We start from the raw sequence: 24,917 nt of genomic DNA on the forward strand, positions 1-24,917 counted from the left end.
GCTAACTTATTTGTATAGGTATGTTTAAGCATAATTCTATCTTCCGACGGGACTTATTTATTTTATTAATTGAATGTTCAATTAAACTTAACGCAACTGTAACAATCCACCCCTAAAGTAGTGCACAAATAATACAAACTACTGGGAAATACATGAAATCACACAATAAACTCTCTTTAGCGGTGCTTGCTGCACTTTCATCAATGGCTGCCCTAAGTGCACCGTCTTCTGCAATGGCAGAAGAAGCAGCAGGCGCAGAAGAAGAACGCATAGAAGAAATTACCGTTGTTGGACGAAGCGTTTCATACGCAAATAACGCCACAAGCGAAGATATGTTCAAGCAGCAAGCTAATCTTAGTAGCGTGCTAGCCGCAGTGGATAATCTACCTGGTGTATTGATTAACGAAGGCGATACCTTTGGTGCGGATGACTGGTCTACATCTATCGTTATTCGTGGCTTTCAGGTAAACCTCAATGAACAACAAATTGGTATGACGGTAGACGGAATTGCCAATGGTAATTCAAATTACGGCGGTGGTGCGAAAGCAAACCGCTATATCGATACTGAAAACGTTAAAGGCGTTGAAGTATCTCAGGGCACAGCAGATATAGCCTCACGCTCACATGAGGCCTTAGGCGGCACGCTTAATTTTACAACCATTGACCCGTCTATGGAGCAAGGTTTAGTAGCGAGTGTGACTGCGGGCGAGTTTGACGCAGCAAAATATTATGTGCGTTATGAAACGGGCGAAATTTTTAAAGATACCTATGCGTGGATAAGCCTTTCAAGCCAAGAAAGCTCTGACTTTATGCAGCAGGCGGCAGAGAATACACGTGACCATTTGGCAATGAAGTTTATATCTACTGTCAACGATGTGTCTCTTACTGGTTATCTTTCTTACGACGATACTCATGAAGACAACTACCAGCGTATTTATGGATTAGCACAATATGCGCAAAACCCTGATTGGGACCAGTTAACAGACGAGTGGACTGGTGTACCTTATCAGGATCAGGCTTATCGTCGAGGTTGGTCTACATTACGCGAAAATCTTTTCGCCTACCTGCAGGCTGAATTCACAATTGGCCAGGTCGATTTTATGACAAACGCTTATTATCACGACAACGAAGGTCGCGGCGAATGGGTACCACCATACATTGTCGATATTACCGATGATGGCGCGCAAGGACATTCAGAACTCGTTGTAGGCAATACAGTATTCGGTGGTCAAGAGCTAGGACAAATTTACTTTGTCGATAGACAAGGCAACCAGCTTAGCCCAATCGAAGGTTGTCAAAGCTCGTTAACTTTCCCTTACGGAGGGGCTGGGCCAGAGTATGACCCGGGTTGTCATGAACAAGGTGCAATTCCTGTCGGATCATACCGCCATACACATTATGCCAAACAGCGTATAGGCCTTAACGCTGATGCCGTTTGGTACACTAAGGTTGGCGATTTTGACAATACTTTACGCTTTGGTGTTTGGTGGGAAGACTACGACCGTGATGAGTCGCGTGACTGGCACAAAGTTACGAACTCTGCCATTAGTGTCGATTATGACAACGTGCCTTACTGGGTGCAGTACGACAGAACTTTCCCAGTTGATACCTTGATGTATTATGTGGAAGACGAGCTTGATTTAGGCTTTGCCCGAATTCGCGCGGGTGCTAAGAAGTTTAACGTCGATATCGAGAAAACTGACAACTTCGACTCAGCCAATGACTTAGCAGTGAATACTGATTCAGATACGCTGTTTTCAGCCGGTATCGTTGCACCTTTACCTATTGATGGCTTAGAGGTCTTTGCTGGCTATGGCGAAAACTTTGCGGCTATCAAAGATGCTCAACTTGAGCGAAATGATACTGATCTTCGTTTTATCAAACCAGAAACGGCCGATAACATCGATGTTGGTTTCCGCTACGCATCACCAGGCTTCAATGCCAGCGTGACTTACTACAACATTGAATTTAACGACCGTATTCAATTTACCAGTAACGAAACGCGAGAGGGAATAGACTTTCTTGAAGCGGCTGCTGGTGGATACAAAAACGTAGGTGGTATTGAATCAAGTGGTTTTGAGATTTCAGCAGATATAACGCTCACCGAAGAACTTTCTTTGTTCACATCGATTACGCTAAGCGAGTCTGAGTATGTGGCGACAGTGGGAAGTTCAGGAACGGTTTACGAGACTTTAGCTGATGCTCAAGCCGCCATTGCTGACCCCAATAACCCTGAAATGTCTTTGGTGGCCATCGAAGGTAATACGGTTATCGGAACGCCGGATACTATGGCAGTAGTGAGCTTCGACTGGGCTCGTGATAATTATTTTGCTGGCCTATCAACGAAGTACGTAGATGGCCGCTATCTTGATATCTATAATGCTGCAGAAGTTGACGACTACATAGTAAGTGACTTCTATGTAGGTGGGTTTATAGAAAATCTTGGTCCGAGTATAGAAGAGCTTGAAGTTCGCCTTACAGTAAACAACTTGTTTGACGAAGATTACGCGTCTACTATTGCCCCAGGTGCTTTTTGGATTGGTGCGCCTCGCGCTGTAGCAGTGAACGCACGCTTAACCTTTTAATCGTGATATCATATCTGCGGCAGTTAAGCACTGCCGCAGAGTGTTTATTTGATTTTAGGTTTGGAGTTGTAGCATGCCCAAGGTGGGAATGGAGCCAGTTCGCAAGAAGCAATTAATAGAAGCAACGCTAGAAGTGATGGCAGAAGTTGGCTATCACGGAACAACGATTAGCTTAATTAGTAAAAGAGCGGGGCTTTCATCAGGAATAATCAGTCACTATTTTGGTGACAAGCAAGGCTTAATTGAAGCTACGATGCGCCACCTTCTCGATGCGCTAAAAATCACGCAGCGTATTGACGATCCCCTAGAGCGAATTGATTTCATTATTGAAAATAACTTTTCACAAACGCAAGGGGCGAGTTCCGCTACCAATACCTGGTTCAACTTCTGGGCGCTGTCACTACATAATGAAGGACTGCATCGTTTGCAGTGCATAAATCATAAGCGTCTAGAGCGAAATCTTGCTTATAGCTATCGCGAACTGATCCGCTCAGACCAGGTTAAGAACATAGCCGCTTCTACCGCGGCACTCATAGACGGCTACTGGCTACGTTATTCTATGGGAAGCGTAGGTAATGGCGACTTTTCAGAGGCTGTAACGCGCTGTAAGCAATATGTCCGTGACGTAGTAGCGCAATATGGGAAGTAAGTGAGCATTTGCTGGGCCGAATCAACGCTGACAATAAATTAAAAAAGGGCGGTAAGAAATCCTTCGTACCGCCCTTTTTACCTGCTTAGATTTAATTGCTGGGCACTTATGTTGTGAGCATTAAGTACTGCCGATAAACGCCGAGCGGCTGTCGCTATCCGGCGTCAAAGGCTATCAAATAAATAAGCTAATCCATTACCAAATTCTTACGCGCTCTTCTGGCGCAAGATAAAGTGCATCACCTGGTTTCACGTCAAACGCTTCATACCATGCATCATGGTTTCTTGGAGCTTGTGCACGATAACGACCTGGCGCGTGTGTACCTGCGCGAAGTTGATTCAGCATACTTTCTTCAGTGCGTTTTTCTTTCCACACTTGTGCCCATGCAAGGAAGAAACGCTGATCGCCTGTTAGGCCGTCAATTACCGGCGCTTCTTTGCCGTTAAGGCTAAGTTTGTAGGCGTGGTAAGCCATGGCTAGACCACCCACGTCACCAATGTTTTCACCCAAGCTGTTGCGACCATTTACGAAGTTACCTTCGATAGGCTCGTACTGGCTGTATTGCTCGGCTAGCATATCTGCTTTTTCTTCAAACGCTGCGCGGTCAGCATCGGTCCACCAGTTGCGCTGAATACCGTTTGCATCTGACTTCGAGCCTTGATCGTCAAAACCATGTCCCATTTCGTGACCAATTACCGCACCGATTGCACCGTAGTTAACTGCTGCGTCGGCGTTTGGATCAAAGAATGGTGGTTGCAAAATAGCCGCTGGGAATACAATTTCATTGAACGAGCTATTGTAGTAGGCATTAACGCGCTGCGGTGTCATACCCCAGCGATTGCGGTCGGTCTTCTCCAGCTCACGTTCTATCGACTGGTCTTGGAAGAATGTGCGAAGATTACGAACGTTGCCTACTAAGTCCTTGTCGCTAATAGTTACGCTGTCGAAAGACTGCCATTCGTCCGGATAGCCAATTTTAGGGTTAAATGCCATTAGCTTTTCTTTCGCATTTACCTTGGTTTCTTCGCTCATCCAATCTAGGTTTTCAATACGCTCACCTAGTGCTGTACGCAAATTCTCAACCAGTTCTGCCATCTGCTCTTTTGAACTTTCTGGGAAGTATTCATTTACGTAAATCTTACCGATGGCAAAACCAAGAGACTCTGTGCCAGACATTTGACTCACTGCGCGCTTCCAGCGAGGACGAGGCTCTTGCTGACCGCTTAGTGTACGACCAAAGAAGTCAAAGTTGGCTAGGTAGATATCTTCAGATAAGAAACCTGCATTGTTTGAAATAGTGTGGTACTTCAAGTACGACTTCCAATCGGCTAAGTCAGCTTCGTTGATAATCTTAATAACGTCTTTTACTGGCTCAGGCTGCGTAATATTCAGCTCAGGCACTTTATAGCCGGTTTGAGCAAAATACGTGTCCCAGTCAAAGCCAGGGTATTCGTCAGACAGCTTGCTACGCTCAATTTGATTAAGAGTAAGGTCGCGGTCACGGCGTTTTTCGCGCGGCCACTGAATTTCTGCAATTTGTGTTTCAAGGGCAAGAATGTTGGCTGCTTTTTCCGCTGCGTTTTCTTCGCCTGCAAAATTTAACATCTGCTCTATGTGTGCTACGTAGGCTTCACGGATTTTAACGAAACGTTCGCTATCGCTAAGGTAATAGTCACGATCTGGAAGACCTAAACCACCCACACCAACGCTTAACTGGTATTCATTCGGGTCTAAGCGGTTGTACCACATACCGCCGCCAATTGGCGTGTTAGAACCTACTAACCAGCTATTGCCAAATGCTTTGGTTAGGTCAGTTTTATTTTCAATGCTATCAATAGACGTTAGTACGTCTTTGATTGGCTCAATACCTTTTTCGTTGATGGTATCAGTATCCATGTAAGCAACAAAAAAGTCGTGAACAAGCTTCTCTTCTGCATTTAGCGAAGACTTTTCCATTAGCCCATCAATAATGTTTTTAACTTGCTCTTCACTGCGCTCGGCAAGACCGGTAAAGGCACCATAACGTGTTTTATCGGCAGGCAACTCATAGTTGTCATACCACGTGCCACTTGCGTACATAAAGAAATCGTCGCCGGGTTTTACTGCTTCATTACGCGCAGTGAGGTCTACGCCGAACGAACCTAATTCAGCTTCACCTTTCACTTCAGGTGCTTCAACTTTACTCGTCTGATCTTGCGCCTGTTCAGGCTGTCCACAGCCTGCAAGGCCTAAAGATGCCGCAATCGCTACGGCTAGAAGTTTATATTTCATCGTTTTTCTCGTTTTGATTGTAGGTGTCGTCGTTAGGTAAATTGACACTGGTTGTTTTTAAAGTAGGCACAAATTCCTTGTTAAACGGTAAAGCATTCCGTGCCTGATTAAAATAGTTAGCGATATGCGGCGTTTCACGCTGTAAAAAGTCTGCTACAGCACTATGAAACGACGCATGTTGTAATTTGTGATGTGAACGGCAGTAAATGGGTTCGAATCCTCGAAGTATTTTATGTTCACCTTGAGTTCCGGGATTAAAAAGCGGAAGCTTCTTCGCAATGGCAAATTCAATGCCTTCAAAATAACAGCAGGCAAAATGGAGGCCGTCTATTTCTTTGAGTGCTCCCCAGTATCTGCCATAAAGTCCCGTTTCATCATAGAAGAAAAGGGCACTTGCTACAGCTACGTCATTTTCGCTCGCAGTAACAATAAGCATCTTATCGCTAATGCTTTCTACAAGTTGTTCAAAGAAGGCGTCATTCAAATATCCCACGTGACCGCTTCGTTTTAAATAGGTCGCTTTGTAACACTTTGTAAAAAAGCGAAGTGTTTCAGGGCTAATTTCATCTCCAGTATAGTACGTAAAATGAACGCCTCGTTCACTAAGCTTTCGTCGAGTTTTCTTTATATCCTTCCTTTTGCGTGATGTTAGCGCGTTTAGAAAGTCGTCAAAGTCTCTGTAGCCATAGTTATGCCACTGAAATTGAACCGTGTATCGTGTAAGGTAATGAGGCAGTGTTTCATGAGACTGTGTTAGTTGTGTAGATGTTGCATCACTAGGGAAAAGCCAATGAAATGAAGACAGGACTTCATCGAACTCTTTCTTGGCGTGCTCAACAAGTGCAAGCTCAACTTCGTTTACAAGTTCGGGGGTTAAAAGAAATTGACCGTCGCTTAATAAGCGAGGGCCCGTTACAGGAGTAAAGGGTATTGCGGATATCCATTTAGGGTAGTAATCCAAACCATGCTGCACGTAGGCGTTGGCCCAAGCATGGTCGAATATATATTCCCCGTAGCTGTGCGTTTTCAAATATCCGGGAATGATAGCGCTAACGTTATCGTCTTGATTTTGCAATATAGCGATGTGACAAGGCTGCCAGCCGGACTCGTTAGTACAAGACTCGCTGTTTTCTAGCGCGTGTAAGAATTCATAGGAAAGAAATGGGCCTGCCCCCCGCGAAAGTTGCTGCCAGCGCGTTTTAGATAGCTGTTCAATGGAGTCTATAATTCTTATGCGAACGTTTTGTGCTGTCATGCAATTTACATCATGTAGAAATTAATGTGTTTATGCTGAAATAATCGCTATTTGCAAATATTTAGCGTTAAAATAACGAGATTTCTACGTTTTATACAGGATAGTCGATTTCAAAAATGTCAGATTTTGATCGAAAAATCATTACCGAAGCGATTACTCGCATGCTAGCACGACGAGAGCATAGCTTCAGCGAGATAATTCGAAAGCTTCAGCAAAAGGGCATAGAGAGCAATGCTTTTATCCCAATTTTAGAAGAATTTAGGAATGCAGATATTCAAAGTGACGTGCGTTTCGCTGAAAGTCGTGCGCGCGCACTGTATCTAAAGGGAAAAGGTCCGCGGTTAATTAAGCTAGATTTGCAGCAATACGGTATAGATGAAACTGTTGCGGAGCAAGCTCTGCAAGAGATTGAGGCTGATTGGTTTGAAAGCGCTAAAAAGGTTAAAGAAAAGAAATTTGGCGGGTTTTATGAAACTGAATTTGCGTTAAGGCAAAAGCAAAAGCAATTCCTGCAATACCGAGGTTTTTATCAAGAGCATATAGACTACGCTGTAAGCGCAAACGACCACGACTAGCGCTCAACCTCTCCAAATACCAGCCTTTCGCCTCTTAACATTATAATGTCATTTTTGTATGTCGAGAATAAGTGAGTTTTGTTCCTATCTTGTTCTTGTTCCACTTAACAAAAACGCGCTTTCCGTGGTATTGTTGCGCAAATTTGTGTGCATTTTAATTTATTCAGAGAATTGTAATGCGGCATTGCACATTGCGTAATGGCAAACGCCCTGATTATAACGCTCAGTAAAACAGGCAAATAGCACTCGTCGTTAATAGAATAAAGGAAGTTAGGTTTTCAATGACATTATCAACTGCTGACTTACGTAACAAGTTTATCGATTATTTTAAAAGCCATGGCCACCAAGCGGTGGCAAGCTCGTCACTGGTACCGGCAGATGATCCCACACTTCTTTTTACCAACGCGGGCATGAACCAGTTTAAAGACTGCTTCTTAGGCGCAGAGAAGCGCAGTTATACCCGTGCGGTATCGTCTCAGCGCTGCGTTCGTGCTGGTGGTAAACATAATGACCTTGAGAACGTAGGCTACACTGCTCGTCACCACACCTTTTTTGAAATGCTGGGCAACTTTAGCTTTGGCGATTATTTCAAAAAAGAAGCAATAGAGTTTGCGTGGAATTTCCTTACCAAAGAAATTGGTCTGCCAAAAGAAAAGCTGCTGGTTACCGTTTACTCTGAAGATGACGAAGCTTTTGATATATGGGAAAACCATATTGGCGTGCCAAAAGAAAAGATTATTCGCATCAGCACGTCAGATAACTTCTGGTCTATGGGCGATACCGGCCCATGTGGCCCTTGTTCTGAAATCTTCTACGACCACGGTGCGCACATTTGGGGTGGTCCTCCAGGAACACCTGAAGAAGACGGTGACCGTTTTATCGAAATTTGGAACTTGGTATTCATGCAGTTTAACAAACAAGCTGACGGTACCATGGAGCCACTTCCTAAGCCTTCTATCGATACGGGCATGGGCCTTGAGCGTATTTCAGCTATCTTGCAGAACGTGCACAGTAACTACGAGATTGACCTGTTCCAAAACTTGATTAAATCGGCAGCATCAATTGTTGGTAGCGAAGATTTGGAAAACAAATCACTTCGTGTTATTGCTGACCACATTCGTTCATGCAGCTTCTTAATTTGCGATGGCGTTATGCCATCGAATGAAGGCCGCGGATACGTTTTACGTCGTATCATTCGTCGTGCGGTTCGTCATGGCTACCAGCTTGGCGCAAACGATATCTTCTTTTACAAACTTGTTGCATCACTTGCCAAAGAAATGGGTGAGGCGTATCCAGAACTTGTAGACCAGTTGCCGGTAATTGAAAAAGTACTTCGTGTGGAAGAAGAGCAGTTTAGCAAAACGTTAGCCCGAGGCATGGCGATTCTAAACGATACGCTGGAAACTCTAGAAGGCGATACCGTGCCCGGAGATGTGGTGTTTAAGCTTTACGACACCTACGGCTTCCCTACTGACTTAACAAATGATGTGGCGCGTGAGCACGACCTCAAAATTGATGAAGAAGGGTTTGAAGCTGCCATGCAGGCGCAGCGTGCCCGAGCACAGCAGGCAAGCAACTTTGGCGCAGACTACAATAGCAAACTCGCCATCGATCACACGACATCATTCACCGGGTACACCGATGTAGAAGGTCAGGCAAATGTTGTTGAGCTTATTGCCGACAATGCATTTGTTGATACGCTAGAAGATGGTCAAGAAGGTGTTGTGGTATTAGACAGCACGCCGTTCTACGCAGAAAGTGGTGGTCAAGCCGGCGATAAAGGCGTACTTCGCGTAGCTAACGGGGAGTTTGTTGTAACCGACACTCAGAAAATGGGCAATGCGTTTGCACATAAAGGTGTAGTGAAAGGAAAGGTTACTAAAGGCGACACGGCAACAGCTGCTATAGACCTCGCTAACCGCGAAGCAATTAAAAAGAACCACAGTGCTACGCACTTACTTCATGCAGCATTGCGTGAAATTCTAGGTGAGCACGTAACGCAGAAAGGTTCATTGGTTGAAGCGCCACGAATGCGTTTTGATTTCTCTCATTTTGAAGCGGTAACGGCACAGCAGCTTGTGGAGATTGAGCGACGAGTTAACCAAGAAATACGAGCAAATCACACGCTAGCCACTGAACTTATGGACTTAGACGAAGCCAAAGCTTCAGGCGCAATGGCACTATTTGGAGAGAAGTACGACGAAAAAGTTCGTGTGGTAACTATGGGTCCATTCTCTGTTGAGCTATGTGGTGGTACTCATGTTACCCGAACTGGTGATATTGGTTTGTTTAAAATTACGAGTGAGGCAGGTATTGCATCTGGCGTTCGACGCATCGAAGCAGTCACTGGCGAACACGCACTTGAAGTCGTGCAAACGCAACAAGCCACACTGTCTTCATTGTCTGCATTATTGAAAACAGACAGCCAAAATGTAGTCGAACGCGTAGTTTCTCTACAAAATCAGACTAAAGAACTAGAAAAAGCGCTCAATTCTGCGAAACAAAAACTGGCGAGTCAGCAAGGTGCTGATATGCTTAGTAATGCAGTAGAAATAAATGGCGTTAAAGTTCTTATAGCGAATTTAGAGGGCGTTGAAGCTAAGTCACTACGCTCAATGATGGACGATATAAAGAACCGAATTGGCGAGGGGATCGTAGTATTAGGTGTAGCGAATGAATCAAAGGTTAATTTGATTGCGGGCGTTACGAAGAATCTAATCAATAAGGTTAAAGCTGGTGAATTGGTTAACTTTGTTGCATCTCAGGTCGGTGGAAAAGGTGGCGGTCGTCCAGATATGGCACAAGCCGGCGGCGACAACCCAGAAAACTTGCAGCAAGCACTCGATTCGGTTAACGCTTGGTTACAAGATAAGCTATAATTATTTACGTATATAACGGTGAGTTTTTGAAGTGACGCAAAAACATGGAATCACCGTCGCCCCCATCGGGTCGTGCTGGTGGGTTGGTAAATCTTAGGGATGACGTTCAGTATTAAGGAACAGGAGCAAGAGAATGCTTATTTTGACTCGTCGAGTTGGTGAAACGCTTATGGTTGGTGACGATGTAACTGTCACTGTTCTTGGCGTAAAAGGGAATCAGGTACGTATCGGTGTTAACGCACCAAAAGAAGTTTCTGTGCACCGTGAAGAAATATACATGCGCATTCAAGCAGAAAAGGGCGGTCAGCCGGGTTCAGCCGAATAATTGCATTATACGCTTCATCGGAAAAGGTCAGCTATTACGCTGGCCTTTTTTGTTTTTTACTGTTTATTCCGGTGATGGTTTTCTAATAGTCATTGTGTTTTTTGGTGCGGCAGCCGATGGTGTGTCGCGTTTAATTTGTTGGCGTTGAGTTATAAAGACTTAAAGCCCGTTGCTCGCTCACTTCTGACGTTCGTTGTTAGCGCAAAGGGATAATATTGCGCAATAATAGATAAAAAGAGATATAAAGCGTTTATCATCAGCTATAATTTGAAGAGCGATTGATAATTTTTAGTATCTGACTTTAGGAAGAGCCGAGAAAAAGCAACGGGCATTTTATTTAATTGCTTGTATTGTGAGCAGATTACTGGTTTTTTGCTCGAATCGTTTAAAATGACAGCGAGCGAACACTTTCTTTATAAAAAAGGTTTGACTCACGCCAACGAATCCGTAAAATGCACCCCGCAGTCAAGGAGAGGTGGGTGAGTGGCTGAAACCAGTTCCCTGCTAAGGAACCATACGCATTACGCGTATCGAGGGTTCGAATCCCTCCCTCTCCGCCATTATCATTCGTTGGTAGTGACGGTCGACAACAAGTTTTTGCGCGTGTGTAGCTCAGCTGGATAGAGTACCTGGCTACGAACCAGGCGGTCGGAGGTTCGAATCCTTCCACACGCGCCACTTAATTTAAAAGCGTCACCTTTCGGAGTGAAATTCGAAAGTATACAAGTTAACGCGTGTGTAGCTCAGCTGGATAGAGTACCTGGCTACGAACCAGGCGGTCGGAGGTTCGAATCCTTCCACACGCGCCATATTGAGAAGCCCACCTTTAAGGTGGGCTTTTTCATTTCTGTTTATTACTATCTTTCTTTGTTAACACCTCTATAAGTGCATTGTTTAAAAAGTAAGCTAAGCTTTAACTGTTAATTGAGCAGTAATCAGCGAGGCAACTTATGTCACACCCATCCACTACTTTTCGATTTTTAGCAGAACCTACAGATGTTAACTTTGGTGGGAACGTTCACGGCGGTATCGTTATGAAATGGATAGACCAAGCTGCCTACGCGTGTGCAGCTCAATGGTCTAAATGCTATTGTGTTACGGTTTCAGCTAACGGAATCCGATTCATTAAGCCTATTAAAGTTGGTCAACTAATAGAGATTACAGCGTCTTTAGTTCATACAGGCGCATCAAGCATGCATATTTACGTTGTGGTGAAATCTGGCGATGCGACCGCAGACACAACGACGGTGGCAAATCGCTGTTTTATCACTTTTATGGCGGTAGATTGCGATGGTAAACCGGCCAACGTTCCTGCCTACATACCGGAAGACGAGCGGCACATGCAGCTCGAGTTAGTAGCCATGCACGCAAAAGATTTTGCAAAGCAGTTAGATAGTGACTTCTCAGACAATATAGGCTTTCATTAGATTATGCCTTACAAAATGAGCGATTGATGGGCGAGACCTAAATTCAGTTACTGATAGCTTATAGAGTCTTTGTTGCAATTTTATTAAGTAAAAATGCATTAAATTTCATATGGTGGCGTTCTGTAGGGTTTTTATTGGTTTTTTATGCTGTTTTGTTGTTTTTTAAAAAACCTCGTGATACTTATTCAAATACCAATATACAAACAGGATTGAATATGAATTCGGGATCCGTCAGTAGCTTGCTTGTTGAAGCGGGTTCATTAATGCTCATTGGAATGGTGTTCGTTTTCTCATTTCTCGGGCTTCTTATCGTAGGTATACACTTAATAGCGCGGTTTTGCGAAGCGTTCCCTGGGGAAATAGAAGAGCCCTCAGTTAATGTAAAAAGAAACAATCAAGCGGTACAACCTGGAATAGACGGAAATGTTATCGCAGCTATTTCCGCAGCCATCCATACCCATCGTCACAATTCAAAAAAATAAGCCTAATCAGGAGTTACCATGTCAAAGCCTCTGGCCCTTACCGAGCTAGTCCTGCGTGATGCCCATCAATCGCTTCTTGCTACGCGTATGCGTATCGAGGATATGCTTCCCATAGCGGAAAAATTAGATAAAGCTGGCTTTTGGTCGGTAGAGTCATGGGGAGGTGCTACTTTTGATGCATGTATTCGTTACCTAGGCGAAGACCCTTGGGAACGGATTAGAAAGCTTAAAGCGGCAATGCCTAACACTAAACAACAAATGCTCCTTCGCGGGCAAAACCTGCTGGGATATCGCCATTACGCTGACGATGTAGTGACACGTTTTGTCGAACGAGCCCACGAAAGCGGCGTTGACGTGTTCAGGATCTTCGATGCCATGAACGACATTCGTAATTTAAAAACAGCGATCAAAGCAACGATAGACAGCGGCGCACATGCTCAGGGCACTATCTCTTATACTGTCAGTCCAGTTCATAACCTTAAGCTTTGGTTAGACATGGCAAAACAGCTTGAAGATTTAGGTGTTCACTCTATTTGCGTAAAAGACATGGCCGGGCTTCTAAAGCCTTATGAATGTGAAGCATTGATTACTGGCTTAAAAGAGACGGTGAGCGTGCCTATTGCTATGCAGTGTCACGCAACAACGGGGCTTAGTACGGCAACGTACCAAAAAGCGATTGATGCGGGGATTGATATGCTGGACACGGCAATCTCTTCAATGAGCATGACGTATGGCCACAGCGCAACAGAAACTATGGTGTCTATTGTAGAGGGCACTGAGCGCGATACCGGCATATCGCTACCTGAGCTTGAGGATATTGCTAGCTATTTCAGAGAGGTGAGAAAGAAATATAGCCAGTTTGAAGGCAGCCTTAAAGGCGTTGATGCGCGAATTCTCTTAGCGCAAGTGCCAGGCGGAATGCTAACCAATATGGAAAGTCAGCTTAAAGAGCAAGGCGCTGAGGATAAGTTTGAGGAGGTACTTAAGGAAATTCCTAGAGTGCGCGAAGATTTGGGGTTCATCCCGCTTGTCACTCCAACATCACAAATTGTGGGCACACAGTCGGTACTTAACGTGCTTACTGGCGAGCGCTACAAAAGTATCACAAAAGAAACGGCTGGCGTACTGAAAGGCGAGTACGGTGCTACGGCTGCTCCGGTCAACAAAGCATTGCAGGAACGTGTGCTTGATGGCGCAGAGCCAATAACGTGTCGTCCTGCTGATAACATTGCACCAGAACTTGATACGCTTAGTAAAGAACTTGATGCTTTGGCAGAGAAAAAGCAACTTTCTCTGGCAGAGGATAAAATTGATGATGTGCTTACTTACGCATTGTTTCCCCAAATCGGCCTTAAGTTTATTGAAAATCGCGGTAATCCAGATGCATTTGAACCAGCGCCTGGTGAACAAGACTCAGCAAGCTCTAGTCCATCGCAGCCGGTTAAAGCCACGTCAAACGTAAAGGCATCTAACTCGTCAGAAACTTATGATGTCAATGTAGATGGTAAGGTGTATCGCGTCGAAGTTGCTCCTTCTGGTACCTTAACAAGTGTGACTCCTGCTAGCGGTGGAAATACGCAGCCCCAAGTTCCAGCGAGTAGCGCAGCACCAGCTGCTGCAGCCTCGTCAGAGTCTATTGATGCGCCATTAGCGGGTAACGTGTTTAAAATCTTGGTAAGAAACGGTGACAGCGTATCAGAAGGTGATGTGGTGATGATCCTCGAAGCCATGAAGATGGAGACTGAGATTCGTTCAGCATACACCGGGACAGTTACCGACATTGTCGTAGGTGAAGGTGATGCTGTAACAAGTGGCCAACCGTTAATCTTATTGGGGTAATGCATGGATAAGTTAATGGTACTTTGGGATAGTACCGCGCTTGCGCATTTTGAAGCGGGCCAGCTAATAATGATGGCCGTAGGCTTTGGTTTACTGTACCTAGCCATTGTGAAAAAGTTCGAGCCATTGCTTTTATTGCCCATCGGTTTCGGTGCGTTGTTGACGAATATTCCGATTGCTGGGTTTTCTGAAGCGGGTGGTTTGCTTCATTACATCTATAAAATCGGCATTGATACCGGCGTATTTCCGCTACTCATTTTTATGGGTGTCGGCGCAATGACGGATTTCAGTGCACTTATTGCAAACCCTAAAATGTTGTTACTTGGCGCAGCGGCGCAGTTTGGGATTTTTGCAACCTTGTTTGGCGCTATCGCTTTAAACCTGATCCCAGGTTTCGAGTTTACGTTAAAGGATGCAAGCGCTATTGCTATTATAGGCGGCGCAGATGGGCCTACGGCGATTTTCTTAGCTTCGAGGCTTGCTCCCGACTTGCTTGGTGCTATTGCCGTAGCCGCCTATTCCTATATGGCATTAGTGCCTATTATCCAGCCACCAATTATGAGAGCTCTGACGACAAAAGAAGAGCGCGAGATAAAAATGGGGCAGCTTCGACCAGTATCAAAGCGCGAAAAAATCATTTTTCCTTTAGCTGTGTTGTTTATGACTATCTTGTTCCTACCAGCTGCTACACCGCTTGTGGGCATGTTCTGTTTTGGTAACCTAATGAAAGAGTGCGGTGTTGTTGATAGGCTTAGCAAAACTGCTCAGAACGAACTTATAAATACGGTTACGATATTTCTCGGTTTGGCGGTTGGTTCAAAGCTATCAGCCGAAGCATTCCTTACCGTTGAAACTTTAGGTATCCTGGGCCTTGGTGCTATCGCATTTGGTATTGGTACCGCCGCTGGAGTACTTATGGCCAAGCTAATGAGCAAACTTTCAGGTGGGAGCATCAATCCACTCATTGGTGCTGCGGGTGTGTCTGCGGTACCTATGGCTGCGCGAGTGGTAAACAAAGTTGGCCTAGAGGCCAATCCCCACAACTTCTTGTTAATGCATGCAATGGGACCTAATGTCGCGGGTGTATTGGGGAGTGCTGTAGCTGCAGGGATCTTATTGGCGCTAGTAGGCTAGTCACAAATCTGGTTAAGATCGACCTGACTATTTAAACGTTAATTATAGAGAGGGGCGCGTTAGCCCCTTTCTGCTATCTTTAGGCTTATCGAAGGGTTTGTTGAGGAACAAGAGATTGATAAGCCGTAACTAATTTCTTGGTGCGAATGTGCTGCGGCCACCTGAAAATAGTTTCTGTTTTGCCTTCTTCTACAATTTCACCGTTCTCCATTACAATGATCTTATCGGCGATATGCCTCACAATACCAAGGTTATGGCTTATAAATACGAAAGCTAAACCGAGTTCTTGTTGTAGCTGCAAAATCAAATTTACCGTTTGAGAGCGTATTGAAGGGTCAAGCGCAGCAAAGGGTTCATCGGCCACTAGCACCTTAGGTTTTAATACAATCGCTCTGGCAAGGGCAACCCTTTGCTGTTGTCCATCGGACAGCATGTGGCGGTAAAAATAGTAGTGCTCTCTTAGTAGACCCACTTTCACCAACATGTCTTCTATGATTGGTTTTCGTTCGGCTTCAGACAGCCCAGTATTTAGTCGCAACGGTTCATCTAAAATCTTTCCTACAGGCACAGCGGGGTTCATGGATTCACTGCTATGTTGCAAGATCATTCGAATATCGTGGGTGCGTTTTTGCTTGTTGTCTTTCGACTGATACTTCGCTAAATACTTGTGTGTGTTAATTTCAATTTCACCAGCATCGGCGGGTAAGGCGCCAACCAAAAGTTTTGCAAGCAACGATTTTCCAGAACGGTTTTCACCGATAATAGCGATTGTTTCTCCACGCTTTACACTCAGGTTTACCGGACCGAGTTGAAACACTTCTGGGCGTTTTAACCAGCGCTTTTTCTCGTTGTGAATAAAAGTGAGGTTTCTTACCTCCATAATATCCATCACAGCTTCTCCATGTGTAACGGGTAGTGGCAGCTATAACTGTGATCATGAATCTTTCGTACGGCAGGTGTTTGAACGCATGCTCTTTGTGCGCGAGGGCAGCGAGGACCCAATCTACAGCCAATAGGTAAATGCTGAAGTGTAGGAATAGAGCCGCTCAACGTAGGCAAAAGGGATTTTGGCGGTAAGTCTTTCCTGAAACTCGGAGCACTGTCGAGTAACGCTTTAGTGTAAGGGTGAAGCGGGCGCTTTTTAATGTGTTTCATTTTTCCCGATTCGACGGTTTGACCCGCATAAAGCACCGTCATTGAGTGGGACATACTGGCAATGGCTAACAAGTCATGACTAACAAACAATATCGACAAAGAACGGGTTTGGTTCAAGCGAGTAAAAAGCTTCAAAATTTGAGTTTTGGTCGTCGGCTCCATACCGCGGGTAGGATCGTCGGCAATCAGTAATTTAGGCTGAGATACTAACGCCATGGCAATCATGAACTTCTGACCTATATCCGCGGGTATTTGATGCGGGAAAGCACTTAAGTAGTGTTTGTGGTGTTTAATCCCTACTTTGTGAACGGTGCTAATAGCAATTTTTTTACGATGCTGAGCTCTTTGCCAAAACCAACTGCCCTCCACAAACTCATCGGGAATACTTTCTTCTAGCTGCTCTCCTAGCGTGGCTGAGGGGTCCAAACTTGCCTGAGGGTTTTGAAATACTACCGCGATTTCACGGCGCATTACTTCACGACGCTGTTGTGAAGACATGCCTAAAAGGTTCTCACCATTCCAGCTCATCCTGTCGGCGGTTAAATGCCACTGATTGGGAAGGGCACCACAAATTGCTGACACAATAAGGCTTTTGCCTGAGCCCGATTCACCGACTAATGCACGAATCTCCCCAGTACTTACAGATAAATTCACTTTATCTAAGGCTTTAATCGTGCCTTCACTACTCTGCATTTCTAGCGTGAGATTTTTAATATCAAGCATCGGCATATTAATGACTCACTCTTTTTCTCAGTGCAGAACGCAAACCATCGCCCACAATGTTGACTGATAAGACCATGAAAAATATTGCCATGCCCGGAACTGCGACATTCCAAGGAGCCAAATAAGTAACATCTAAACCATCAGCTAGAATTACGCCTAATTCGGGCAGGGGGGATTGGGCGCCTAAGTTAAGAAACCCTAATGCTGAGATGTCGATAACCGCAATGGAAAGGGCAAGCGTACCCTGTACAACGAGCATTTCAGTCATATTGGGTAAAATGGAATGTACAAAAAGCTGCCATTTGCTCGCGCCATCCAGTTTTGACGCTATGATGTATTCCTTCTTCATTTCAGCGCGTACGAAGCTGCGTGTGTGATGAACAAACTGAGGGATCAACGCCAGCGTAATCGCCCACATGCTATTGACCAAGCCAGTACCTAAAATCGCTACTATGATAATAGCAATAAGCAGTGTTGGAATAGCCATTAACGCATCTAAAAGGTGGTTGGCTACGCTAGAGCGAACACCCCGCAGCATGCCGGCAAATGCGCCCAAACTAACGCCCATTAACATAGCAAGAACGACGGTGATAAATGCCGAACCTAGCGTTACACGACAGCCATATATTATCCGCGTAAATAGGTCACGCCCAAGCGCGTCGGTACCAAACAGGTAAGAAATGGAACCATTTGCCATCCAGCTAGGCGGTATCAGCAGACCATCGATGTTTTGCTCTAGCGCATCATAGGGCGTGATCAAAGGGGCAAACAGCGCAAATACAACGAAAAGCGCCAACATAATTAGGCCTAGCATAGAAATGTGGCTAGCTCTAAATGATGCCCATGTCCGCTGCCACGGCGACGGATGGAACTCTTCGTCGTATAGACTAAACTGCGGCACGTTCGTATTTCTCTCTACTAGGGTCAATGACTCGGTTAAACAAATCGACGAGAATGGTTAATGTTATGACAACGGTAGAAACCGCCATCATTCCTATCCGTAGGGCAGGGTAGTCACGCTGATAAATGGCTTGAATTAGCCAGTTACCAATACCGGGCCACGAAAATAAGGTCTCCACGATCATAGCATTTGTTATGAGGGTGGTAATCTGAATCGCCATCAACGGCAAAATTGGCAGTAAGGCGTTGCGCAAAATGTGGCGAAAGAATATTTGCCAGCTTGAAAGGCCTCTAGAAATTGCTGCAGCAATATAAGGGCGATGCCTCACATCGATAACAGAACGCCTTGTTATTCTAGCCATAGACGCTGTAGCAATTGCGCCAATAGCAAAGGTGGGCAATGCTATGTGTGAAAGCGCATCTTTTAATGCCAAGGATTTGTTTTCGATATCTGCAAATAATATATCGACAAGAATAAAGCCTGAAACAGGCTCAATGTTATACAGCAGGCTGATACGGCCAGATAATGGAGCCACGTCCATCTGTAAGCTGAATACAAGGATGAGCAGTAGCGCAAACCAAAAAACCGGGAACGAATAAATCGTGATACTGGCGCTGTTGATTAAATAATCTGAAGTTGAGTAACAACGAATTCCTGCGTAATACCCCATCGGTATCCCAATAAATAATGCCATTAGCATTGCGTATGTTGCCAACTCTATTGTGGCTGGCATCGCTATTCCCACCTCATCTCTTAGCGGTAGGCCTGAAGTAAAACTATACCCCCAGTCACCTGTTAGTAAATTGCTTACATAGTAAAAGAACTGATGTACGTAGGATTGGTCTAATTTAAACTGCTTTTCTAACGCGGCGCGTTGAATTTCATTTTGCGGTACCAAGCCTGTCAGATTTTCTAAAACGTCGCCTGGAAACAGGTAGGCCAAAGAAAACGAAATAATCGCTAATACAAGAAGCGTTAATATAAATAGCGTGCAATATCTAACGAGAATCTGGGTCACAGTGTTTTTTCTACTCCACCAAAGCGCACGCCGCCAAAGGGATTTATAGTTAACCCCTCCAGTTCGCTTCTATACGCCTGATAACGATAAGCATGGGCGATGGGTACCAGCGGTAAACGTTCATACAGCAGTCGGTTTACTTGTCGATAAATGGCTTTGCGCGCTTCAATATCATCAGTCTTAAGGGCATCGTTAATTAATTTATCATAATCTGGGTTACACCACATGGCTCTGTTAGTGCCAGAGGGAATAGCGCCGCAGCTCAATAATGGGCGGTAGAAGTTATCGGGGTCACCGTTGTCTGCGGACCAACCTATTAGCACAGAGTCGTGTAACCCTTCTCGTAAGTGCCGCCTAAACGTAGCCCAGTCGTAACTTACAATCGTTGCTTCAACGCCCACATCTCTTAGATATCGCTGGATCAGTTCTGCCATTTTTGTTGCATTAGGGTTATATGCGCGCTCTACCGGCATGGCCCAGATAGTCATTGAAAAGCCGGGTTCTATTCCTGCGTCAGCAAGCAGTTTGCGGGCTAATACAGGGTTGTAGGCGGTGTCGTCAGCATCATTTTGAAATGCCCAACTGGCCGCGGGTAACAAAGTTTTTGCCCGAATAGCACTGTCAAAGTACACGGCCTCTAACAAAGTATTTTTATCGATAGCCGCTGCCAGCGCACGCCTTACATCTGGGTTGTTAAAAGGAGGGCGTTGAGTATTAAACGCCCAAAACCCGATATTCAACCCCGGTTTCTCTGCCAGAATCAGGTCTTCCTTCGCACGAATAACTTCAAGTTCGGTTTGCGCCGGAAAGGCGGTGGCATCACACTCACCGGTCATTAACTTAGCTAGTCGAAGTGAGCTTCGAGGCGTAATATCAAAAATAAGCTGTTCTACGGCCGAGTATTCGCCCCCATTTGACTGAAAGCTAGAAGATGCGGGGGGCGAGGCATTCTCAGGTTCTTTGCTAATTTCAGTATTAGTTTGTTCAGACGCGTTTTCACTGTCCTCTGAGGATAAAGACAAACGCCAATAATCTTCGTGGCGACGATACTTTATAAAGTGATCTTTTCGATAGCTTTCAAACTTAAATGGGCCTGTTCCAACAGGCAGTTCATCAATTTTACTTGGGCTACCGGCTTGCGATAGCTGGCTGGCATATTCTTCCGAAAGGATCACCGCAAAATCAGTGGCTAGATTAGCCAGAAAAGAGCTATCGCGGCGCTTAAGCGTAATTTCTACCCGGTAGCCATTTACGCGCTCCACTGACTCAATGTTTTGTGCAAGGCCAATGCTTTCAAAATACGGATAGCGCCCGCCTGATATATAGTGATAGGGATGAGATGTGAGTCTCCACCTGTCTATACTAAAAAGAACGTCATCAGCGTTAAAATTTCTTGTCGGCGTAAAGTAATCAGTGCTGTGAAACCACACATCTTTTCTTAGTTGAAATGCGTAGGTCAGGCCGTCGTTAGTCACTAGCCAACTGCTCGCTAAACTTGGCACTATCCGTCCAGTCTCCGGGTCAAAGTCAAGCAGACGGTCGTAGAGTTGATGGGACGAGGCATCTGATGTTGTGCTTGAGGTATCTAATTGAGGGTTGAATGTAACTGGGTTGCTTTCCGAGCAGTAAATAATTCCCGTATTGTAGAACGCTTGTTTATTCTGTTTAGCGCAGGATGCAACGACAAGCGCCGTACACAAACATAATGACAAACGCTTCACCAAACCATAGGACATGCTTTACGCCTCGACGTTTTCAGCGGAAGAATCTAGTAAGTTATATTTCTTGAGATAGCCTCGGAGCTGATGGTATGTCAGGCTCAATTTCTCAGCCGTTTTCTTTTGATTAAACTGACTGTCTGCAAGAGCCTGTTTTATCATATCTATCTCATATTGTTGAGAGCGTTCTTTCAAATCTATGGGATATTCGACGATTTCTTGCTGATTATTGGGTGCTAGAGGAGAAACATCAGCTTTTTCAACAACAGCATTTGCTATAGGTGTGTCGGTTTGGGTATCGTGCTGGGGCAATTCAGCGCTTTTCACTCTGTCATTGGTCTTTACTCGACCTTTAGGGCGAAATGCAGATTCAAAAGGATCCAAAATAATTTCATGCACAGGTAAATGAGGGTTATTGGTTCTATATACTGCTCGTTCGACCACGTTTTTAAGTTCTCGGATATTACCTGGCCAGTCGTATTCTAGAAGCGTTCGTTTTGCTTTTTCCGTAAAACCGCTAAATAACTCCATCTCCATTTCACGTGCCATATTGATAGCGAAATTTTCAGCCAACATCATGATATCTTCGCGACGTTCGCGAAGAGGGGGAATAGTAATCACGTCGAAGGCAAGTCTGTCGAGAAGATCAGCGCGAAACTCCCCTGCTTCAGCAAGCGCGGGCAAGTCTTCGTTAGTGGCTGCAATAAGGCGGACATCAGTTTTTACTGATTTACTGCCACCTACGCGTTCAAACTCTCCGTACTCAACCACCCGGAGAAGTTTTTCTTGAATAAGCCCAGATGTGTTTGCTAACTCATCTAAGAAGAGTGTGCCGTTGTGGGCTACCTCAAAGCGACCTTCACGGCGTTTTGATGCACCAGTAAACGCGCCCGCCTCATAGCCGAAAAGTTCACTTTCGAGCAGGCTTTCGTTCAGCGCTGCACAATTGAGTTTGATGTAGTTCTGATCCCAGCGCTTGGATAGAAAATGCAGACGCGCTGCAATGAGTTCTTTACCCGTGCCTCTTTCGCCAATAACGAGTACCGGTTTATCGAGCGGTGCAATTTGTGAAATTTGCTCCAGAACTTCTAAAAAACTATTCGCTTGGCCAAGCAAATTATCTTGTTGTCGATACCTACTCATTAAATCCCTCAAAAGTTAGTCATTTCGACCAATTAATAGTGTAGAGCAAAAATTATTGATAAACGAGTATTATTTGAATATAAAAAAATCTATTTAAAATAGAAGGTTAGCGCGAGAGTAAAGTTGGCAAGTATATTGAATACTATCAATACCAAGAGAAATCTATTTATCACGAGTGGTGTTTTTAACACTGACTATTTTTAGCAAGAGGTAATTATTATGGGTATCTTCTCGCGTTTTACAGATATTGTGAATTCAAATATTAATGCGCTTTTAGACAAGGCGGAAGATCCTGAGAAAATGGTTAGATTAATCATTCAGGAAATGGAAGACACATTGGTTGAGGTACGCTCAGCATCTGCGAAGACATTGGCCAATAAGAAAGAAATCGTCAATCAGATTTCAAAGTACGAAAGCGACGCAAGCGACTGGGAAGCGAAAGCTGAACTAGCGTTAAGTAAGGATAGGGATGACCTGGCGCGTGCTGCACTGCAAGAAAAGAAAAAGTCCGCTGAAGCTGCCGAAGTATTGAGCAAAGAGTTGGCAATTGTCGATGAACAAATAAGCAAGCTTCAGGATGAAATTGGTCAACTTCAAGAAAAGCTGGCCGATGCGAAGAGTCGTCAAAAAACGATTATTATGCGCCAAAAGACGGCGAGTTCTCGTCTTGAGGTGAAAAAGACGCTAGATAGCACTAAAGTAGATAATGCAATGGGGCGTTTCGAACAATACGAGCGCAAAATTGATGACCTTGAGTCGCAAGTCGAAGCCTACGATTTAGGGAAAAAGACATTGCAGGATGAGTTCGCTGAGCTAGAAGCTAGCGACAAAGTAGAAGACGAACTTGCAGCACTTAAAGCGAAAGTAAAAGGTGCAAGTAAAAGCACTGAAAAATCAGAATAAAAAGAATAGGGTGGGCCCTCCTGATGTTCGATTTACAGGAGGGTAAGTACATCAGAGTTTGTAGGAGAGATTGAGATGGATGAAGGTACAATAGCAGTGTTGGTTATGCCCCTTGTGGTGTTCTCAATATTTGTTGCTCCGATTTGGCTTATTTTGCACTACCGCAGTAAAAAACAAGTTAATCAAGGACTAAGTGTAGAAGAGCACGCCGCTTTACAGGATCTAGCTGAAAAAGCTGAAAAGATGAGTGAACGCATCGAGACGCTAGAGGCAATTCTAGACAGTGAGGCGCCTGAGTGGAGGAATAGAGCATGAGAAACGGTAAGCAGCTCTATCGTAATCCAGAGAATGCGCGAATAGCTGGGGTGTGTTCAGGTGTTGCCGAATATTTTGGTTTAGAAACGTGGTTAGTAAGGATTTTAGTTGTTACCGGATTCTTTCTACTAGCCGGACCTTTCATATTTGTCGCCTATATCGCCGCGTGGTTTATTCTCGATAAAAAACCAGCGGGATTGCAGAGTAACGCGGCAGCGCCAGTATTCTCAAAAGGGAAAGGTTGGACAAACCCAAACGCCGGTCAGGTAAAAAGCGCCAAGGTAGAGGTAAAGACCAAAGTGTGGCAGGCTGGAGAGCCTCCGAAACAAGCGTTCCATGACATACGCAATCGTTTTGAAAAAGCTGAAGTACGTCTTCGTAAAATGGAAACATATGTGACCTCTCGAGAATATCAGCTTAACAAAGAGATAAGTCGCCTTTAATTTTGTCTTAAATCTCGCAAGCTAAACGCATTTAAGCCGCTTCTTTGAAGCGGCTTTTTAGTATGTAAAACAATACCTTAAATCTGCATTGTAAAACTCTTGTTACAGCTAAATCATAAGCCACATTAGGCCGGCTGCTTTTCGCCGTCCGGAATTTCATTACACTGATATCCAAGTTACACAACACTTATTGGTTAAAGAAGTTATGCCAAAAGCTACGCAATATCAGTCGAGACAATCGGATGACAATGGCATCATTCATTGGTCAGATGAAGAGAATCAAATCTGGTCCGAACTTTATGCCAGACAAATACCATTAGTAAAAGAAAGAGCGTGCCAGCAGTATCTTGACGGGCTTGATTTACTAAAACTCGACGAAAAAGCAATTCCTCAACTACCGGATATCAACAAAGTATTGATGGAGCAAACAGGTTGGCAAACCGCTGAAGTTCCAGCGTTGATTAATTTCGGGGAATTCTTTAGGTTGCTGGCTAACAAACAGTTTCCAGTAGCAACATTTATTCGCACGAGAAAAGAGTTTGACTATCTTCAGGAGCCGGACATCTTTCACGAGGTATTTGGCCATTGTCCGTTGTTAACGAACCCTGCGTTCGCGCACTTCACACACACCTACGGAAAATTAGGCCTTGCTGCGAGCAAAGAAGACAGAGTATACCTAGCACGTCTTTACTGGTTCACCGTAGAGTTCGGTTTAGTGAGAGCTAGAGATGAACTGAAGATATATGGCGGCGGCATTCTATCCTCCCCTGGTGAGACAATTTATGCGTTAGACAGCGATACGCCTTTGCGCAATCCGCTTAGCGCAATCGACGCGCTTCGCACTCCATATCGCATTGATATTATGCAGCCGCTTTATTACGTATTGCCTGAGTTTGATTATCTTTTTGAACTTGCCGAAATGGATATTATGGCACTTGTAGAAAAAGCAAAGTCTCTTGGGTTATTTTCCCCGCTTTTCCCTCCGAAAGAACAAAAAGCAAGCTAGCACTATTGTTAAAAAAATGTGTTTTGTATAGGATGCCGCGTCAGAAGAGCGGCATCTTTGTTTCTGATGTTCAGTGACCCTAATTTACTTGCCTTTAAAAGCTTTAGCGCCTTGGTTCCTTAAAATTTAAACTTCTGTAACATTTCTCTTGTTATCTTTTTGTAAAAGTAT

General features: G+C 44.6%; 21 protein-coding genes and 3 tRNA genes. 16 read left to right on the forward strand and 8 right to left on the reverse strand.

The genetic code is table 11. The features are described 5' to 3' along the window. The first annotated feature begins 152 nt into the window (after positions 1-152). Positions 153-2,585: a TonB-dependent receptor domain-containing protein gene (locus ACM0P2_RS05450; RefSeq protein ID WP_159119457.1), complete on the forward strand. Its 2,433-nt coding sequence runs from the start codon at positions 153-155 to the stop codon at positions 2,583-2,585. Positions 2,586-2,658: 73 nt separating this feature from the next. Beyond that, entirely contained in the window at positions 2,659-3,234 is a 576-nt protein-coding gene (gene betI / locus ACM0P2_RS05455; RefSeq protein WP_268891139.1) for a transcriptional regulator BetI, read from the forward strand. A gap of 195 nt (positions 3,235-3,429) precedes the next feature. Here betI and ACM0P2_RS05460 read toward each other — a convergent pair whose 3' ends face one another. Then, on the reverse strand, positions 3,430-5,505 hold the full coding sequence (locus ACM0P2_RS05460; protein WP_173359456.1) for a M13 family metallopeptidase: 2,076 nt from the start codon (positions 5,503-5,505) through the stop codon (positions 3,430-3,432). Beyond that, positions 5,495-6,760, reverse strand: a complete 1,266-nt coding sequence (locus tag ACM0P2_RS05465; RefSeq protein WP_159119459.1) for a GNAT family N-acetyltransferase — start codon at positions 6,758-6,760, stop codon at positions 5,495-5,497. The genes ACM0P2_RS05460 and ACM0P2_RS05465 overlap by 11 nt, the downstream gene beginning before the upstream one ends. 116 nt (positions 6,761-6,876) lie before the next feature. On the opposite strand from ACM0P2_RS05465, the gene ACM0P2_RS05470 reads away from it, so the two are divergent. From ACM0P2_RS05470 to ACM0P2_RS05515, 10 genes are all read left to right on the forward strand, one after another. Next, entirely contained in the window at positions 6,877-7,335 is a 459-nt protein-coding gene (locus ACM0P2_RS05470) for a regulatory protein RecX (protein ID WP_159119460.1), read from the forward strand. Between the two features lie 281 nt (positions 7,336-7,616). Continuing rightward, positions 7,617-10,214 carry an alanine--tRNA ligase gene (alaS, locus tag ACM0P2_RS05475; RefSeq protein WP_159119461.1) on the forward strand — a complete coding sequence of 866 codons (2,598 nt, stop codon included), beginning with the start codon at positions 7,617-7,619 and terminating at the stop codon, positions 10,212-10,214. Positions 10,215-10,347: 133 nt separating this feature from the next. Beyond that, entirely contained in the window at positions 10,348-10,539 is a 192-nt protein-coding gene (gene csrA, locus ACM0P2_RS05480) for a carbon storage regulator CsrA (RefSeq protein ID WP_012517705.1), read from the forward strand. Positions 10,540-11,008: 469 nt separating this feature from the next. Then, a tRNA-Ser gene (locus ACM0P2_RS05485) sits at positions 11,009-11,099 on the forward strand. 41 nt (positions 11,100-11,140) lie between these two features. After that, positions 11,141-11,217: transfer RNA gene (locus ACM0P2_RS05490), tRNA-Arg, on the forward strand. A gap of 54 nt (positions 11,218-11,271) precedes the next feature. Beyond that, positions 11,272-11,348, forward strand: a tRNA-Arg gene (locus ACM0P2_RS05495). A gap of 141 nt (positions 11,349-11,489) precedes the next feature. Beyond that, positions 11,490-11,966, forward strand: a complete 477-nt coding sequence (locus ACM0P2_RS05500; RefSeq protein ID WP_159119462.1) for an acyl-CoA thioesterase — start codon at positions 11,490-11,492, stop codon at positions 11,964-11,966. Between the two features lie 215 nt (positions 11,967-12,181). After that, positions 12,182-12,448 (forward strand): OadG family protein, encoded by a 267-nt coding sequence (locus ACM0P2_RS05505; protein ID WP_105930268.1) that lies wholly within the window; start codon positions 12,182-12,184, stop codon positions 12,446-12,448. An 18-nt stretch (positions 12,449-12,466) separates the two neighbouring features. After that, positions 12,467-14,287 carry a sodium-extruding oxaloacetate decarboxylase subunit alpha gene (oadA, locus tag ACM0P2_RS05510; protein ID WP_173359460.1) on the forward strand — a complete coding sequence of 607 codons (1,821 nt, stop codon included), beginning with the start codon at positions 12,467-12,469 and terminating at the stop codon, positions 14,285-14,287. Positions 14,288-14,290: 3 nt separating this feature from the next. Beyond that, positions 14,291-15,421 carry a sodium ion-translocating decarboxylase subunit beta gene (locus ACM0P2_RS05515; protein ID WP_159119464.1) on the forward strand — a complete coding sequence of 377 codons (1,131 nt, stop codon included), beginning with the start codon at positions 14,291-14,293 and terminating at the stop codon, positions 15,419-15,421. 85 nt (positions 15,422-15,506) lie between these two features. Here the strand turns inward: ACM0P2_RS05515 and ACM0P2_RS05520 are convergent, their stop codons facing one another. Genes ACM0P2_RS05520 through pspF form a run of 6 tightly spaced genes read right to left on the reverse strand, consistent with a single transcriptional unit; the run spans position 15,507 to position 22,079 of the window. Further along, on the reverse strand, positions 15,507-16,310 hold the full coding sequence (locus ACM0P2_RS05520; protein WP_159119493.1) for an ATP-binding cassette domain-containing protein: 804 nt from the start codon (positions 16,308-16,310) through the stop codon (positions 15,507-15,509). Beyond that, positions 16,310-17,305 (reverse strand): oligopeptide/dipeptide ABC transporter ATP-binding protein, encoded by a 996-nt coding sequence (locus ACM0P2_RS05525; RefSeq protein WP_105930162.1) that lies wholly within the window; start codon positions 17,303-17,305, stop codon positions 16,310-16,312. The genes ACM0P2_RS05520 and ACM0P2_RS05525 overlap by 1 nt, the downstream gene beginning before the upstream one ends. Before the next feature lies 1 nt (position 17,306). Continuing rightward, positions 17,307-18,200: an ABC transporter permease subunit gene (locus ACM0P2_RS05530; protein ID WP_159119465.1), complete on the reverse strand. Its 894-nt coding sequence runs from the start codon at positions 18,198-18,200 to the stop codon at positions 17,307-17,309. Continuing rightward, positions 18,187-19,218, reverse strand: a complete 1,032-nt coding sequence (locus ACM0P2_RS05535; protein WP_173359461.1) for an ABC transporter permease — start codon at positions 19,216-19,218, stop codon at positions 18,187-18,189. The genes ACM0P2_RS05530 and ACM0P2_RS05535 overlap by 14 nt, the downstream gene beginning before the upstream one ends. Beyond that, positions 19,215-20,954, reverse strand: a complete 1,740-nt coding sequence (locus tag ACM0P2_RS05540; protein WP_159119466.1) for an ABC transporter substrate-binding protein — start codon at positions 20,952-20,954, stop codon at positions 19,215-19,217. Before ACM0P2_RS05540 ends, ACM0P2_RS05535 begins: the two co-directional genes overlap by 4 nt. Before the next feature lie 3 nt (positions 20,955-20,957). Further along, positions 20,958-22,079: a phage shock protein operon transcriptional activator gene (pspF, locus tag ACM0P2_RS05545; RefSeq protein WP_159119467.1), complete on the reverse strand. Its 1,122-nt coding sequence runs from the start codon at positions 22,077-22,079 to the stop codon at positions 20,958-20,960. A 219-nt stretch (positions 22,080-22,298) separates the two neighbouring features. Here pspF and pspA point away from each other — a divergent pair, with 219 nt between their 5' ends. From pspA to phhA, 4 genes are all read left to right on the forward strand, one after another. Beyond that, a complete protein-coding gene (gene pspA, locus ACM0P2_RS05550) occupies positions 22,299-22,982 on the forward strand; it encodes a phage shock protein PspA (RefSeq protein ID WP_159119468.1) in 684 nt (227 codons plus the stop codon). 75 nt (positions 22,983-23,057) lie between these two features. After that, entirely contained in the window at positions 23,058-23,297 is a 240-nt protein-coding gene (gene pspB / locus ACM0P2_RS05555) for an envelope stress response membrane protein PspB (RefSeq protein WP_105930157.1), read from the forward strand. Beyond that, positions 23,294-23,740 carry an envelope stress response membrane protein PspC gene (gene pspC / locus ACM0P2_RS05560; RefSeq protein ID WP_105930156.1) on the forward strand — a complete coding sequence of 149 codons (447 nt, stop codon included), beginning with the start codon at positions 23,294-23,296 and terminating at the stop codon, positions 23,738-23,740. The genes pspB and pspC overlap by 4 nt, the downstream gene beginning before the upstream one ends. Before the next feature lie 205 nt (positions 23,741-23,945). Then, on the forward strand, positions 23,946-24,746 hold the full coding sequence (gene phhA / locus ACM0P2_RS05565; protein WP_419227398.1) for a phenylalanine 4-monooxygenase: 801 nt from the start codon (positions 23,946-23,948) through the stop codon (positions 24,744-24,746). The last annotated feature ends 171 nt before the right edge of the window (positions 24,747-24,917 follow it).

Origin of the sequence: Alteromonas sp. OM2203 (assembly GCF_048517045.1) — a bacterium.
In the GTDB taxonomy this organism is placed as follows: Bacteria; Pseudomonadota; Gammaproteobacteria; order Enterobacterales; family Alteromonadaceae; genus Alteromonas; species Alteromonas gracilis.

Bases quoted from the DNA above. Each gene is read 5' to 3' on its own strand.
- csrA (WP_012517705.1), top strand. From the start codon at position 10,348: ATGCTTATTTTGACTCGTCGAGTTGGTGAAACGCTTATGGTTGGTGAC.
- pspA (WP_159119468.1), top strand. From the start codon at position 22,299: ATGGGTATCTTCTCGCGTTTTACAGATATTGTGAATTCAAATATTAAT.
- pspF (WP_159119467.1), bottom strand. From the start codon at position 22,079: ATGAGTAGGTATCGACAACAAGATAATTTGCTTGGCCAAGCGAATAGT.
- alaS (WP_159119461.1), top strand. From the start codon at position 7,617: ATGACATTATCAACTGCTGACTTACGTAACAAGTTTATCGATTATTTT.
- ACM0P2_RS05525 (WP_105930162.1), bottom strand. From the start codon at position 17,305: ATGCCGATGCTTGATATTAAAAATCTCACGCTAGAAATGCAGAGTAGT.
- ACM0P2_RS05505 (WP_105930268.1), top strand. From the start codon at position 12,182: ATGAATTCGGGATCCGTCAGTAGCTTGCTTGTTGAAGCGGGTTCATTA.
- ACM0P2_RS05465 (WP_159119459.1), bottom strand. From the start codon at position 6,760: ATGACAGCACAAAACGTTCGCATAAGAATTATAGACTCCATTGAACAG.
- ACM0P2_RS05470 (WP_159119460.1), top strand. From the start codon at position 6,877: ATGTCAGATTTTGATCGAAAAATCATTACCGAAGCGATTACTCGCATG.
- ACM0P2_RS05500 (WP_159119462.1), top strand. From the start codon at position 11,490: ATGTCACACCCATCCACTACTTTTCGATTTTTAGCAGAACCTACAGAT.
- ACM0P2_RS05515 (WP_159119464.1), top strand. From the start codon at position 14,291: ATGGATAAGTTAATGGTACTTTGGGATAGTACCGCGCTTGCGCATTTT.
- ACM0P2_RS05520 (WP_159119493.1), bottom strand. From the start codon at position 16,310: ATGGATATTATGGAGGTAAGAAACCTCACTTTTATTCACAACGAGAAA.
- ACM0P2_RS05450 (WP_159119457.1), top strand. From the start codon at position 153: ATGAAATCACACAATAAACTCTCTTTAGCGGTGCTTGCTGCACTTTCA.
- pspB (WP_105930157.1), top strand. From the start codon at position 23,058: ATGGATGAAGGTACAATAGCAGTGTTGGTTATGCCCCTTGTGGTGTTC.
- betI (WP_268891139.1), top strand. From the start codon at position 2,659: ATGCCCAAGGTGGGAATGGAGCCAGTTCGCAAGAAGCAATTAATAGAA.
- ACM0P2_RS05540 (WP_159119466.1), bottom strand. From the start codon at position 20,954: ATGTCCTATGGTTTGGTGAAGCGTTTGTCATTATGTTTGTGTACGGCG.
- ACM0P2_RS05460 (WP_173359456.1), bottom strand. From the start codon at position 5,505: ATGAAATATAAACTTCTAGCCGTAGCGATTGCGGCATCTTTAGGCCTT.
- phhA (WP_419227398.1), top strand. From the start codon at position 23,946: ATGCCAAAAGCTACGCAATATCAGTCGAGACAATCGGATGACAATGGC.
- pspC (WP_105930156.1), top strand. From the start codon at position 23,294: ATGAGAAACGGTAAGCAGCTCTATCGTAATCCAGAGAATGCGCGAATA.
- oadA (WP_173359460.1), top strand. From the start codon at position 12,467: ATGTCAAAGCCTCTGGCCCTTACCGAGCTAGTCCTGCGTGATGCCCAT.